The sequence below is a fragment of the Lentzea sp. NPDC036949 genome (assembly GCF_055608075.1).
On record NZ_JBVJRA010000002.1, the window covers coordinates 49,589 to 63,183 of the forward strand.

General features: G+C 71.5%; 13 protein-coding genes. 4 read left to right on the forward strand and 9 right to left on the reverse strand.

The window, feature by feature from the left end:
• Nucleotides 1–6 precede the first annotated feature (6 nt).
• From ACZ7CD_RS06300 to ACZ7CD_RS06310, 3 genes are read right to left on the reverse strand one after another with little or no spacing between them, the layout of a single operon-like run.
• Entirely contained in the window at nt 7–465 is a 459-nt protein-coding gene (locus tag ACZ7CD_RS06300; protein WP_360384365.1) for a MaoC family dehydratase, read from the reverse strand.
• A complete protein-coding gene (locus ACZ7CD_RS06305; RefSeq protein ID WP_458432610.1) occupies nt 462–1,346 on the reverse strand; it encodes an amidohydrolase family protein in 885 nt (294 codons plus the stop codon). Before ACZ7CD_RS06305 ends, ACZ7CD_RS06300 begins: the two co-directional genes overlap by 4 nt.
• A complete protein-coding gene (locus tag ACZ7CD_RS06310) occupies nt 1,343–2,221 on the reverse strand; it encodes an SDR family oxidoreductase (protein WP_470378423.1) in 879 nt (292 codons plus the stop codon). Before ACZ7CD_RS06310 ends, ACZ7CD_RS06305 begins: the two co-directional genes overlap by 4 nt.
• A 91-nt stretch (nt 2,222–2,312) precedes the next feature.
• Between ACZ7CD_RS06310 and ACZ7CD_RS06315 the strand changes: the two genes are divergently transcribed.
• Both ACZ7CD_RS06315 and ACZ7CD_RS06320 read left to right on the forward strand, forming a co-directional pair.
• Nucleotides 2,313–3,101 (forward strand): PaaX family transcriptional regulator, encoded by a 789-nt coding sequence (locus ACZ7CD_RS06315; protein WP_360384361.1) that lies wholly within the window; start codon nt 2,313–2,315, stop codon nt 3,099–3,101.
• A gap of 204 nt (nt 3,102–3,305) precedes the next feature.
• Nucleotides 3,306–4,454 carry a glycosyltransferase gene (locus ACZ7CD_RS06320; protein WP_470378424.1) on the forward strand — a complete coding sequence of 383 codons (1,149 nt, stop codon included), beginning with the start codon at nt 3,306–3,308 and terminating at the stop codon, nt 4,452–4,454.
• A gap of 14 nt (nt 4,455–4,468) precedes the next feature.
• Here the strand turns inward: ACZ7CD_RS06320 and ACZ7CD_RS06325 are convergent, their stop codons facing one another.
• The 6 genes from ACZ7CD_RS06325 to ACZ7CD_RS06350 all read right to left on the reverse strand — a co-directional run bounded on the left by ACZ7CD_RS06325 (nt 4,469) and on the right by ACZ7CD_RS06350 (nt 10,786).
• Entirely contained in the window at nt 4,469–5,737 is a 1,269-nt protein-coding gene (locus tag ACZ7CD_RS06325; RefSeq protein WP_458432606.1) for an APC family permease, read from the reverse strand.
• The gene (locus tag ACZ7CD_RS06330; RefSeq protein ID WP_360384355.1) at nt 5,738–6,409 is read right to left on the reverse strand and encodes a thioesterase II family protein; all 672 of its coding nucleotides are present in this window, start codon (nt 6,407–6,409) and stop codon (nt 5,738–5,740) included.
• Nucleotides 6,406–7,638 (reverse strand): cytochrome P450, encoded by a 1,233-nt coding sequence (locus ACZ7CD_RS06335; protein ID WP_470378425.1) that lies wholly within the window; start codon nt 7,636–7,638, stop codon nt 6,406–6,408. The genes ACZ7CD_RS06330 and ACZ7CD_RS06335 overlap by 4 nt, the downstream gene beginning before the upstream one ends.
• Complete coding sequence (locus tag ACZ7CD_RS06340; protein ID WP_360384351.1) at nt 7,625–7,858, reverse strand: acyl carrier protein; 234 nt, start codon at nt 7,856–7,858, stop codon at nt 7,625–7,627. Before ACZ7CD_RS06340 ends, ACZ7CD_RS06335 begins: the two co-directional genes overlap by 14 nt.
• Entirely contained in the window at nt 7,859–9,229 is a 1,371-nt protein-coding gene (locus tag ACZ7CD_RS06345) for an AMP-binding protein (protein ID WP_470374163.1), read from the reverse strand. It lies immediately after the preceding gene.
• A gap of 270 nt (nt 9,230–9,499) precedes the next feature.
• Complete coding sequence (locus tag ACZ7CD_RS06350; RefSeq protein WP_470369013.1) at nt 9,500–10,786, reverse strand: ROK family transcriptional regulator; 1,287 nt, start codon at nt 10,784–10,786, stop codon at nt 9,500–9,502.
• Between the two features lie 143 nt (nt 10,787–10,929).
• Here ACZ7CD_RS06350 and ACZ7CD_RS06355 point away from each other — a divergent pair, with 143 nt between their 5' ends.
• Complete coding sequence (locus ACZ7CD_RS06355) at nt 10,930–12,600, forward strand: ABC transporter substrate-binding protein (protein ID WP_470378426.1); 1,671 nt, start codon at nt 10,930–10,932, stop codon at nt 12,598–12,600.
• The gene (locus ACZ7CD_RS06360; protein WP_360384343.1) at nt 12,600–13,589 is read left to right on the forward strand and encodes an ABC transporter permease; all 990 of its coding nucleotides are present in this window, start codon (nt 12,600–12,602) and stop codon (nt 13,587–13,589) included. Before ACZ7CD_RS06355 ends, ACZ7CD_RS06360 begins: the two co-directional genes overlap by 1 nt.
• The last annotated feature ends 6 nt before the right edge of the window (nt 13,590–13,595 follow it).

A 13,595-nucleotide genomic window follows, 5' to 3' on the forward strand; every position in this document is an offset into this window, starting at 1 on the left:
CTCACCTCACGCGTAGTGGCGGTAGACGGCGCGTGCGACGCACGCGGGCTTTTCGGAGCCCTCGATCTCGACGGTGAAGTCGACGGTCAGCTGCACGCCGTCGCCCGTGACGTCCTCGACGGACGCGACGCGGCCGGCCAGCCGGATCTTGGCGCCGACCGGGACGGGTGCGGGGAAGCGGACCTTCTCCAGCCCGTAGTTGAGGCTCATCCGCACGCCGGAGACGGTCAGCAGCTGCCCCATGAGCGGGATGAGCAGTGCCAGCGTCAGGTAGCCGTGCGCGATCGTGGTGCCGAACGGGCCGGTCGCGGCGCGTTCGGGGTCGACGTGGATCCACTGGTGGTCGTCGGTGGCGTCGGCGAAGGTGTCGACGCGCTCCTGGGTGACCTGCAGCCAGTCGGTGTGGCCGAGGTCGGCCCCCGCCAGCGCCTTGAGCTCGGAGATCCCTTGCACGGCGGTGGTCATGCGTCCTCCTTGACGAGTCCGAGCAGGCGTGCGGCGTTGTGCTTGAGGATCTTCGGGCGGACCTCGTCCTTGATCTCCAGCGCGGCGAAGTCGGCGAGCCAGCGGTCCGGGGTGATCACCGGGTGGTCCGAGCCGAACAGCACCTTGTCCTGCAGCACGGTGTTGGCATACCGCACCAGCTGCGGCGGGAAGTACTTCGGTGACCAGCCGGACAGGTCGATGTGCACGAACGGCTTGTGCGTCGCGACCGCGAGCGCCTCGTCCTGCCAGGGGAACGACGGGTGCGCGAGGATGATCCGCAGGTGCGGGAAGTCGACGGCGACGTCGTCGACGAGCATCGGGTTGGAGTGCTTCAACCGGATTCCGCCGCCACCGGGCACGCCGGCGCCGATCCCGGTCTGCCCGCTGTGGAACAGGGCGGGGACGCCGAGCTCCTCGATCGCCTCGTAGAGCGGGTAGGCCATCCGGTCGTCGGGGGAGAAGTCCTGCAGGCTCGGGTGGAACTTGAACCCGCGCACGCCGTGCTCCTCCACGAGCCGGCGCGCCTCGCGGACCGCGGCCCTGCCCTTCCACGGGTCGACGCTCGCGAACGGGATGAGCACGTCGGCGTGCTCGGCGCAGGACGCCGCGACCTCCTCGTTGGCGATGCGCGGGTGGCCGGTGGCGTGCTCGGCGTCCACGGTGAAGATCACCGCGGCCATCCTGCGCTCGCGGTAGATCGCGGCGGTCTCGGCGATGGTGGGCTGGCGGTGGGCGGCCTTGAAATACCGGGCGGACGCCTCGACCAGATCGGGGCTGAGCGAGCTGTGGCCGTCCTTCGAGATCTCCGCGTGCGTGTGGACGTCGATGGCGACGATCTCGTCCAGGTCGATGCCGGTCATGGCGCCACCGGAGCCGGGATGCCGTAGGTCTCGGGTTCGAGCTCGCCGAACCGCTCGGCGATCGCGGCCGCCGACCAGCCGCCGTCGGCGAACAGCACCTGCTTCTCCGCGGGGTGCGCCCACAGCGCGAGCCGGTCGCCGCCGATGCCGATGGCCTGTCCGGTGATGCCCTTCGCGGCGTCGCTCGCCAGGAACACGACCAGCTCGGCGGCGTCCTCGACGGTGCCCATGCCCTCGTCGCGGCGCACCCAGTCCGGCAGCGGCGTGCCGGTGCGTTCGGACTCCTCGATCAACGGCGCGAACGCGGGGATCGTCCTGGTCATCTCGGTGGCCGCGACCGGCACGACAGCGTTGACCGCGACGTCGGCCCTGGCGAGCTCCAGCGCCCAGGTCCGCGCCATGGTGGCGATCCCGGCCTTGGCGGCGGCGTAGTTGGTCTGCCCGAAGTTGCCGCGCTGCCCTGCCGGTGACGACACCAGCACGAGCCGGCCGCCCGTGCCCTGCTCCCGCATCCGGACCGCCGCCGCGCGAGCGCACGTGAAGGTGCCGCGCAGGTGCACGTCGATGACGGCGTCGAACTCGTCGTCGGTCATCTTCCACAGCACCCGGTCGCGGAGGATGCCCGCGTTGGTGACCAGCACGTCGAGCCGCCCGAACGCCGCCACGGCGGTGTCGACGAGCCGTTGCGCGGTCTCCGCCGGCCCCACCGGTGCGACGACCGCCGTGCCGCCGATGGCCGCGGCGACCTCCTCCGCGCTCTCGTCCACGTCGTTCACCACGACCGCGGCCCCGTTGCGCGCCAGGGCTTCCGCGTAGGCCCGTCCCAGTCCGCGACCGGCGCCGGTGACGATCGCGACCTTGCCAGACAGCTCCATCCGACGAGTCCTCTCCGTTGGGATCGCGACCAAAAGTAAGGCATATTCGTGACGCTCGTCTAGATGTTGCCCAACATGTATCGTGAGCAGCGTGACGCCCCAGTCCTTGCTGCTCAACTTCCTCGGCCTGTACGTGCTGGGCCGGGACATCGCGGTCTACTCGGGCAGCGTGATCGACGTCTTCGCGCGCGTGGACGTCTCCGAGGAGGCCGTGCGGTCGACGCTGACCCGGATGACCTCCCGCGGCCTGCTCACCAAGCACCGCAACGGCCGCAAGGTCTACTTCGGACTCACCCCGCGCGCGAACGACGTGCTGCACGACGGTGAGCGCCGCATCTGGCAGCGCGGCGCCGTGAACAGGGACTGGGACGGCACCTGGACGCTCGTCGGGTTCTCCCTGCCGGAGGGCCGCCGTTCCACCCGCCACGACCTGCGCACGCAGCTGCAGTGGGCGGGCTTCGGCCCGGTGCAGAACGGCCTGTGGATCACGCCGGGCACCCACGACGTGACCGAGATCGTCGCGGGCCTGGGCCTGGCCGACCACATCACCGTGTTCACCGCCCAGCACGCCAAGCCGACGGAGGCCGCCGACCTGGCCGCGCGCGCCTTCGACATGGCCGCGATCGCCGCGCGTTACCAGGACTTCCTGGCCCGGTGGCGCACGCCGGACGACACGTTGCCCGACGACCTGGCCCGGCAGCTGGTGCTGCACGGCGACTGGCTCGACCTCGTGCGGCAGGACCCGCACCTGCCGGCGGAGCTGCTGGCGCACGACTGGCCGGCGATCGCTGCGGAGCAGCTGTTCCGCAAGCTCGCCACCCGGTACGCCCAGACGGCGGCCCCGCTGGCAGCCGCGGCAATCGAGTCACTCGCTCTCTAACCCCTGCTGCTCCCGCATCTGCAAGTACCACCAACTCAAGATCACCCAGCACTTTTCTACTGCCGACTGCTTCGGGGGCGGCCCGCGGCCGGACGCGCGCTTCGGCGTGCGGCGAAGCGGTTGGTGGTGGTCAGCGGCGGTTTGATCAAGGGTTGGTGGTACTTGCAGATGCCTGGGCGGCAGGGGGCGTGGTCAACTGGGGGCGTGCGGGTGGTTGTCGTTTCCGGTGGCGATCCGGGGCATGTCGTTCCGGCGATCGCGTTGTGCCTGCGGTTCAGGGAGGCCGGGGACGCCCCGGTCTTGCTGACCGGCGACCGTTGGGTGGACGCGGCGGTGCGGGAGGGCGTGCCGGCCGCGCGGGTCACCGGGCTGGCGTTGCGCGACCTGCGCGACGAGGCCGACCTCGGGAAGGCGTTGCACGACCAGGCGGCGGAGCTGGCCCTCGCGCTCGGGCCCCAGCTCGCCGAGTCAGAGCCTGACCTGGTCGTGTGCGACGTCCTGGCGCTGGGTGCGGGCATGGCCGCGGAACGGGCAGGCGTCCCGTGGGTGCAGCTGTCGCCGCACCCGCTCTACGCGCCGTCGAAGCACCTGCCGCCGATGGGCAGCGGACTGGCGGCCGGGGTCGGGGTACGCGGGAAGCTGCGGGACGCGGTGCTGCGCGCGCTGACCGCCCGTTCGCTGAAGCAGGGCGAACGGCAGCTGGTCGCGGTACGGCGGCGGGTCGGGCTGAGCGGCAGGGGAGCGGGCCCGGTCGCACGGCTGGTCGCGACGTTGCCCGCGTTGGAGGTGCCGCGACCGGACTGGCCGGCCGACGCGCACGTGGTCGGGCCGCTGCTGTGGGAGGCGAGCCGGGAGCTCATGACCCCGCCACCGGGCACCGCGCCGCTCGTCCTGATCGCTCCGTCGACGGCGTGGACCGGGGCGGCCGGCATGGCCGAGATGACGCTGGCCGCGCTGGACGGCCTGGGCGTGCGGGCCGTGGTGTCCACGTTCGCGCCGCCGTCCGGGACGTTGCCGGACTGGGCCAGGTCAGGACCGGGACGGCAGGACGAGCTGCTGCGCGACGCGGCGGTCCTGGTCTGCGGCGGCGGGCACGGGATGCTGGTCAAGGCGCTGCGGGCGGCCGTTCCGGTGGTCGTGGTGCCCGGCGGCGGCGACCAGTGGGAGATGGCGAACCGGGTCGCGCGGCAGGGCAGCGGCGTGCTCGTCCGCCCGGCCGCGGTGGACGGTCTGCGGGCAGCCGTCACGCGCGTGCTGGACGATCCGTCGTTCGCCGCCGCGGCGGCCTTGGCGGCGGCGGGTGTGCACGAGGTCCGCGATCCCGTCGAGGTGTGCCGCACCGCCCTGGCGTGACGGGAGCGGTCTGGTCAGCCGGAGGTCGCGCTCACCCTCGCCCGCCTGCGGCGGTCGACCAGGGAGGTGCCCAGCAGCACCACCGCGAACAGCACCCAGCACAGCCACATCGGCGGTCCCGCGAGCAGCGTCACGAGCAGCACGGTCACCCCGCACAACGCCGTGACGACACGCGCGCGCACCCCGTCCGCGAGCTTGGCGAACGCCGCCGCGCCCACGCCGTAGAGCACGAAGTAGATCCCGCCCGACACCACGAAGAGCGCCTCGAACGACACCAGCCCCAGTGCGCCGAGCACCGCGATCACGGTCAGCACCAGCCCGACCACGACCACGGACGTCACCGGGTTCGCGTCACGGGTCCGCACCCGGCTCAGCGCGGCGGGCAGGTAGCCGCTGCGGGCCATGCCGAACACCAGACGGGACAGGGCGAGCACCGAGGCGCAGACGTTCGCCGTGATCGTGACGATCACCAGCAGCAGCGTCATCGGCCGGCCGACGCCGCCGAGCGCCCGTTCGGCGAGGAGCAGCAGCGGTGCCGAGTTCAGCGCCGGGTCGCCGGAGTCGACCACGGCGAAGATCCCCAGCAGCAGCAACGCGTACAGCGCCACCACGACGAGGTAGGAGGTGACGAAGATGCGCGGGATCGCGTCCGAGCTCTTGTGCTCCTCGAACGTGAAGGCGACCGTCTCCCAGCCGGTGAACGCCACGTAGACCGCGGTGAGCGCGGTGCCGAGCGCGGAGAACTCCGGCAGGCGCGTGCTCGGGACGGCCGGGCCGTGCGAGCCGATCGCGATCACCGCCGTGACCACGACGAGGGCGAACAACGCCAGCAGCAGGGTGACCTGCAGCCGGCCCGAGACGTTCGCGCCCAGCAGCGCCACGGCGGTCGCGGCCGCGAGCACGACCACGGGGAACGCCCAGGTCAGCGCGGCGGCACCGGAGAACTCGGCGAGGTAGCGGCCACCGGTGATCGCGGTCGCGGGAATGCCGGTGACCAGCGCGAACGTGGCGAGCATGCCGGAGGTGCGGCCGGTCGACCGGCCGAGCGCGACCTCGGCGTAGTGGGCGACGCCGGACGCGGCCGGGTACCGCCGGCCCAGCCAGGCGTAGCAGTACAGCAGCGGCACCACCGACAACGCCGCGACCGCCCACGGCATCCACGCCGACAGGCCGAGCTGGTAGTAGCTCGTGCCGGGCAGCACCATCATGCCCGCGCCCAGGATCGTGGACAGCGCCACGAAGGTGCCGACGAAGACGCCCGTCGACTTGCGGAGCTCGCTCATTCAGGGGTTCCTCAACGCCGACACGACCGAATCGACCGCCTCGCGGAGCACCTCCGGCGGGGTTCCGTCGAGCATGTGACCCCCTTCGGCCTCGACGAGGCGGAATTGACCTGATACCCGATCACGCCAGCGGGCACACATCTCCGTTCCGATGAAATTGTCGCCACGGGTCGCCACCACGTGCAATTGGTCGATGTCCGCTTCCTGGTTCACCCATTCGGCGAGCCGGTCGGCGACCTCGGCATCGGCGCGGACACCGGCGGCGATCTCGGCCAGCAATTCCGGGTCCTCGAGAACGTCCGGCGGAAATCCGTCGGCGGCCAGCACGTCCGCTATCTCGGCGTCCGTCGAGTGCGACATCGTCGGGATGCGGCCGGCGGCGTCCGGGTACGGCGTGTTCACCAGCAGCACCCCCACGGGCACCCCCAGCGCGGAGCGCAGCGCACCGCGCAACCGGAGTGCGGACAGCCCGCCCATGCTGTGCCCGACCAGCACGACGTGCTCCGCGGCGGACTGCCGAGCCGCCCGCACGACCTCGGCGACCGTGTCGTGCTCCCACCGGCCCGACAGCAGCTCGCCGACCCCCGCCGCGTTGCCGCACGCGACGTGGTCCGCGCCGGACAGCCAGCGCAGCCCGCGACCGGCACCGGCGGCGGGGAACGACACGATCATGCGCCCGGCTTCCCCGCCTCGACGACCTCGACCTGCAGCTCGGTGAGGCCCAGCATGAAGTTCGACCGCAGCCGCTGCGGCGGGGCGACCACGGCGAACGCCTTGTCCCACGCGGCCAGCTCCTCGACGAACATCTGGACCTCCAGCGTCGCCACGGGAGCACCGATGCAGCGGTGCACGCCCGCGCCGAACGCGATCTGCCGGTTGTCCTGGCGGTCGACCAGGAACTCGTCCGGGCGGTCGAAGACGGCCCGGTCCCGGTTGGCCGACATGTTCCACAGCGTCACGAAGCTGCCCTCGGGAACGACCTCGTCACCGACGGGGAAGTCCTGCACCGCGAGGCGTTGCACGTAGCTGTTCGTCGAGGTCCAGCGCAGGAGCTCGGCGGTGGCGACAGCGGAGGACACCTCTCCGGCGGTGACCCTGGCCCACTGCGCGGGCTCGCGGTTGATCGTGTCGATGGTCAGGCTGGCGGTGTGCGGGGTCGTCTCGTTGCCGCCCACGGCGACGTTCAGCCCGTTGAGCAGCGCGACGTCGCGCGGCATCTCCCCGGACGCGACGAGCTGCGCGAGCACGCCGATCATGTCGTCGGCCGCGCCGTCGGCGATGCGCTTGTCCACCAGCTCGTTCATGAAGTCGAGCACCTCGATCTGCGCGTCGACCAGCGCGTCGAGCGGTGCGGTGCCGGTGTAGGCCTGGTCGCGGTAGCCGATCATGATCCGGGTGGCCTCCAGCAACGAGGCCGCGTCCTGCCGGCCGATGCCGAAGAGGATCTCCAGCACGCCCTTGGGCAGTTCGGGCGCGACGACCGTCGTGAAGTCGACCCGGTCGCCGACGGACAGCGAGCCGAACACCTCGCGGACGTTGCGGCGGACCGTCTCGCCGATCCGCGCGACCATCTCCCTGCTGAACCCGCTGGTCTTGATCGGCCTCTTGAGCGCGCCGTGCGCAGGCTCGTCCGCGACGATCAGCATGCGGCCCGACGCCGAGTCCTTCTCCGGCCGGTACGAGCCGTCGATCATCGTGCCGTAGGCCGAGCTCAGGCGGTCGTGGTCGACGTAGGCCGCGTACACGTCGTCGTAGCGCGTCAGCGCGTAGAACTCGTAGCCGTCGGAGCGGCGGTGGCGGGACACGGGGTTGTTCTCCCGCAAGTCGGCCAGGTATGCCCACGGGTCGTCCTCGGCGAAGAAGTCGGCCGAGTAGAGCGGGCTGTCCTCAACGACCAGCATCGCCGGCTCCGATCAGGTCGGCGATCCCCGCGGGGGTGCGCCCGCCGAAGAAGACGTGTCCGGGCACCTTGACCCCGGTCTGCTCCTTGAGCAGCGCCCGGCACCGCAGCACGGCCAGCGAGTCGAACCCGGCCGCGAAGATGTCGGTGTCCGCCGCTATGTCCTTGTTCGAAATCGTCCGCACGCACTCGACGATCATGGCGGTCGTGATCTCACTCATTCAGACTCCCGTTGTGCGCAGGTGGCGGCCCAGCAGCGCGGCGGTGTCGACCTTCCCGCCGGGCTTGACCGGAAAGCTGTCCACGAGGTCCACGGCGATCGCCGCGGAGCAGCCGCGGACCAGTGCCTCGACCGGGGCGCGCACCTCGTCGCCGGGCACACCGGGTTCGAGCTGGACGAACGCGATCGTGTGCCGTTCGTGCTGGGCGACCCGGCAGGCCGTGACACCGGGCAGCCCGGCCACCGCGTGCTCCAGCGCGGCGGCGTCGACCCGCGTCCCGTTGACCTTGATCCGGCTGTCCGAGCGCCCGGCGAAGACCAGGTCGCCGCCGCCGTCGGTCCACACGAGGTCGCCCGTGCGGTACCGGCCGTCGAACCGGGTCGCGAGCACGCCCCGGTCGAGGTAGCCCAGGCAGACGAACGGGCCCTCCACGACCAGCTCCTGCCGGTTGCCGGCGGCCTGCAACCGCTCCACGCACCCGTCGAGCGGCCGGCCGATCGGGACGGTGTCGCGGTCGAAGCGGTCGGGCAGCACGTACCGGTGGGTGGCGAACGTGGCCTCGGTCGGCCCGTAGAGGTTGACGAACCGGCTCGTGAGGCCGGCCTCCCTCGCGCGCCGGTAGGTCGAGACGTGGAACTGCTCGCCGCCGCTGAACAGCCACGGCACACCGGCGATCGCCTCGGGCAGCACGTCGAGCAGCGTGGCGACCACGGCGGCGGGCAGCAGCAGCCGGTCGACGCCGTGCCGGCGCACGAGGTCCGGCCACTCGAACACGTCCTCGTTGACGTCCGGCAGGCACACCACCTTGCCGCCCGCGGCGACCGCGCACCACGTGTCGAACCACCAGCCGTCGAACGCCGGGGTGGCGAAGCTGCCCGCGGTCAGCCGGTGGTCCACCGGCACCCGCAGGCCGCGGCAGGCGAACAGCGCCAGCAGGTTGCCCCTCGACACGGCGACGGCCTTGCGGCTGCCCGTGCTGCCGGAGGTGAAGTTGACCGACACCATGTCCTCCGGCAGCGCGCCGTCCGGTGCCGCGGTGCCCGTGTTCGCGGTCACCGTCACGTCGCCGTGGACCGACAACGTCAGGCCGGGGCGCACGCGGTCGAGCTCGTCCGGGCTCAGCGTGCCGTCGTCGGTGACGGCGGCACACCCGGCCCGCCACACGCCGAGCTGGCCCGCGAAGAAACCGAGCTTGCTGCCGGCGCGGATCAGCACGACCCGCGCTGTGCCGTGCGCTCGGACCGCCCGTTCGACCGAGGCGGCGAGGGCGTCGACCTCGCGCCGGCTGTGTTCCTCGTCGTCCTCCACCCACACCGGGTCGTCCGACCGCCAGTGGTCGCCGTGGATCAGGTCGTGCCAGGTCCTGTTCATCACCGAAGCCCCAGTCCGTCCATCGCCCTGCCGCTTTTCCGGTCCCGACGAGGAATCAACCCGAATACCGCCCAGTCACGCATCGCTGGTTATCCAGCTCTATCTCGGGGCAATCCGACAAAACGACCGACCACTCGGATGGCGCAACGGTTAACACTTTTTCGAATGGTGAATTCCCAGCTCGTGAGACCGGAAGTTGCGTGCAGATGAATCGCGGAAACTTATGCGCACTCGCACGGAATCAACCGGTCGCGTGAATTGCCCGGCCCCTCAGGGGCGGACGGTCACGAGCCCCGGCTCTGCGAGGTCCTCCGGCAGTCGCTGGGGCGCGTGCAACGGCACCAGCTCGGACTGCAGCACCATGGCCGCGGCGCCGATCGCGGGCGCGGTGGCCGCGGTGTGGGAGAGGCGGACGTCCACGGGGTGCGCGCCGCGCGCGTAGAAGCTCCTGGCCAGCTCCTCGCGCACGACCGGCAGGTACACCGAGCCCGCGATGGCGAAGCTCGGGCCGGTGAGCACGACGAACTCGACGTCCATGACGTTGGCCAGCGTCCGCGCGGCCACGGCGATGTAGCGGGCGGAGCGTTCGAGCAGGGCGAGGGCGGCGGGGTCGCCACGCCGGGCCGCACGGCCGACGGCCGCGAAGCCGGCTGCGGGAGAAGCCGGCGTCCGGTCGCCGTCCGCGCCGGGATCGCCGGTCAACCCGATCCGTTCCGCCAGGGCCCGATCGGCCCGCGCCGCGGCCACCACGGCCTCGGGCCCGGCGAGCACCTCCACGCACCCCCGCGCGCCGCACCAGCACTCCGGCCCGTCCACGTCCAGGCACACGTGCCCGATCTCCCCGGCGTTGCCGCTGGTCCCGCGGTAGGTGATGCCGCCGATCACCAGGCCGGCGCCGATGCCGGTGCCCATGTAGAGCGCGGCCGAGGTGGAGGCGCTGCCCATGCCGCGCGACCAGTGCTCGCCCAGTGCCGCGGCGGTGGCGTCGTTGTCGACCACCACCGGCAGGCCCGCGGCGGCGGCGAGCTCGCGGTCGACCGGGTAGCCCGCCCAGCGGCGCATCACGGGCGGGGCGATGGCCGCCGTGGTCCTGGCGCCCAGCGGGCCGGGGGAGACGAGACCCAGGCCCAGGACCCGGTCGTGGTCGACGCCGACGCTCGCGATCAGGGTCTTCGCCTCGGCCGCCATGCGGTCGACGACCTCGGCCGGTGCCCGGGTGCCCGCGCCGGGTTTGGTGATCCGCGCGACCACGCCGCCGGCCAGGTCGGTCAGCACGTAGGTGATGCCGCTGTGGTCGAGGTGCACGCCCAGCGCGAACCGGGACGTGGGGTTGAGCTGCAGCAGCACCCTGCGCTTGCCGCCGGTGGACTCGGCGTGGCCGGTCTCGGCGACCAGGCCCTCGTCGAGGAGCTTGCGCACGGCGGTCGAGATCGTGGCGCCGGTGAGGCCGGTGGCGTTGATCAGGCCGACGCGGCTGATCGTGCCCGCGGCGCGGATGACGTCCAGCACCGCTGCCTTGCTGCTCGCGTGGGGGGTGCCCCGGACAGGGCCGCTCACGGGGCCTCCTCTCGCCGCACGAAGGTTAGCCGTCGGAGTAACGGCGGTGCTACGCGCAGATGTTGACTTACTTTCTTAAGTTACTTAAGAATGTCCTCCGTTGGTGTGATCCAGCCCACTGAAGGCCTGCGAGAGGATCCACGATGAACCCGAAGTCCCTGCGCGTCGCCGCCGCGGTCGCGGCGTTAGCCCTGACGGCCACCGCCTGCGGACCGTCCGGCGGGAGCTCGGCCGACGCGGCCACGCTGGTCGCCTTCACCGGCCAGAACGGTGACTACCAGGGCAACTTCAACCCCTACTCGCCCACGGCGAACGAGGGCATCGGCACCATCTTCGAGCCGCTGTTCTTCTTCAACGCCATGCAGCGCGACGCCAAGCCCCGGCCCCGGCTGGGCAGGGAGTTCTCCTGGAACGCCGACGGCACCGAGCTGTCGGTCGTCCTGCGCGACGACGTGAAGTGGTCCGACGGGCAGGAGTTCACCGCCCGCGACGTCGTCTTCACCTTCGACATGGTGCGCAAGAACGGCACGATGAACTCGACCGGCTTCAAGGGCACGACGACCGCTGTCGACGACACCCACGTGGTGGTGAAGTTCGACGAGCCGTCGTTCATGGAGGGCCCGCAGGTGCTCGGCCGGCTGTGGATCGTGCCCGAACACCTCTGGAAGGGCCTCGCCACCCCGGCGACCGACCCGGTGAAGAACCCGGTCGGCACCGGGCCGTTCCAGCTGGAGGAGTTCAAGCCGCAGGCGATCACGCTCAAGGCCAACCCCGGCTACCACGGCGGCGAGCCCGCGGTGAAGAAGGTCCGCTACCTGTCGCTCGCGGGCAACCAGGGCGGTGCCGACGCGCTCAAGGCCGGCAAGGTCGACTGGCAGACCGGTCCGGTGCCCGACATCAAGAACGTCGAGAAGACCTACCCCGGCTACCGCGCAGTCACCGTGCCGCAGAACCAGATCGCGCTGTTCACCTGCTCCAGCGCCGAGCTCGGCTGCACCGGTCCGCAGACCGACCCCGCCGTGCGCAAGGCGATCCACCACGCCATGAACCGCTCACAGCTCAACGCGCTCGCGTTCCAGGACACCGGCAGCCCGATCTCGCCCGGGTTTGCCCTGCTCCAGCGCGACGAGCCGTACATCGCGGGCACGCTCGAGGAGAAGTCCGCTGCGATGAGCCCGGACACCGCGAAGGCGGCCCAGCTGCTGGAGGCCGCCGGGTACCGCAAGGGCGCCGACGGCATCTACGCCAAGGACGGCAAGCCGTTGTCGCTCACCGTCAAGGTGGTGACCGGGTGGACCGACTACATCACCGCCGTGAACACCCTGGCCCAGCAGCTCCAGCAGGCGGGCATCAAGGTCACGCCGCAGCAGCTGTCGTGGAACGAGTGGGCCGACGCGCGCAGCCAGGGCGGGTACGAGCTGCTGATCGACTCGGTCTACCAGGGCCCGGCGGCCGACCCGTACTACACGTTCAGCTACTTCTTCGCCGGTTACACCACCGCACCGGTCGGGCAGGCCGCGAACCCGAACTTCGGCCGCATGAAGGACCCGCAGGTCGACGCCGCACTCGCCGCGCTCAAGCGGATCAACCCGGAGGACGCCGCGGCCCGCAAGCCGCACTTCGACGTGATCCAGCAGCGGGTGGAGGAGGTCATGCCGTACATCCCGGTGCTCACCGGCGGCACGACGAGCGAGTACAACGCGAAGAAGTTCACCGGCTGGCCCACCACCGACGACCTCTACGCGTTCCCCGCCGTCTGGTCGCGGCCGGAGAGCTCCGAGGTCCTCATGAAGCTCAAGCCCGCGGGCAGCTGATGCGGTACTACGCGCGCAAGATCGCCTTCTACCTGGTCGCGCTGTGGGCGGCGGTGACGCTGAACTTCGTGATCCCGCGGCTCATGCCGGGCAACCCGGTCGACGTGCTGATCGCCCGGCTGCAGCAGCGCGGCGGCTCGGTCGACCCGGCCGTGCGCCGCTCCTACGAGCTGCTGCTCGGCACCGGCGGCGACCGGTCGGTGCTCGGCGAGTACTTCTCCTACCTGGGCAACCTCGCCCGCGGCGACCTCGGCGTCTCGGTCAGCGCGTTCCCGGCGCCGGTGTCGGAGGTGATCACGGCGTCGCTGTGGTGGACGATCGTGCTGGTCGGCATCGCGACGCTGGTGTCGTTCCTGCTCGGCGTCGCACTCGGTGCCGTGGTCGGCTGGCGGCGCGGCACCTGGCTCGACACGCTGGTGCCCTCGACGACCGTCCTCGCCGCGGTGCCGTACTTCTGGCTCGCACTGCTGCTCGTGGCACTGCTGTCGTCGGCGCTGGGCTGGTTCCCGTTGCTCGGCGGTTACGACGTGGTCCTGTCGCCGGGCTGGAACGCCGAGTTCATCGGCTCCGCGCTCTACCACGGCACGCTGCCCGCGCTGACGATCGTGATCTCGTCGGTCGGCGGCTGGCTGCTGGGCATGCGCAACATGATGGTGTCGGCGATGTCCGAGGACTACGTGCTCACCGCCCGCGCCAAGGGACTGCGCGACAGCCGGGTCATGATCCGCTACGCCGCGCGCAACGCCGTGCTGCCGTCGGTGGCCGGGTTCGCCATCTCGCTCGGGTTCGTGGTGGCCGGCTCGATCGTCACCGAGCAGGTCTTCTCCTACCCCGGCATCGGCGGCCGGCTGCTGCAAGCGGTGCAGAACAACGACTACGCGCTCATGCAGGGGATCTTCTTGGTGATCACCACCGCGGTGCTCGGGGCCAACCTCGCGGTCGACCTGCTGCACGCGATCGTCGACCCGCGCACCCGCGCGACCGGCTGAGAGGAG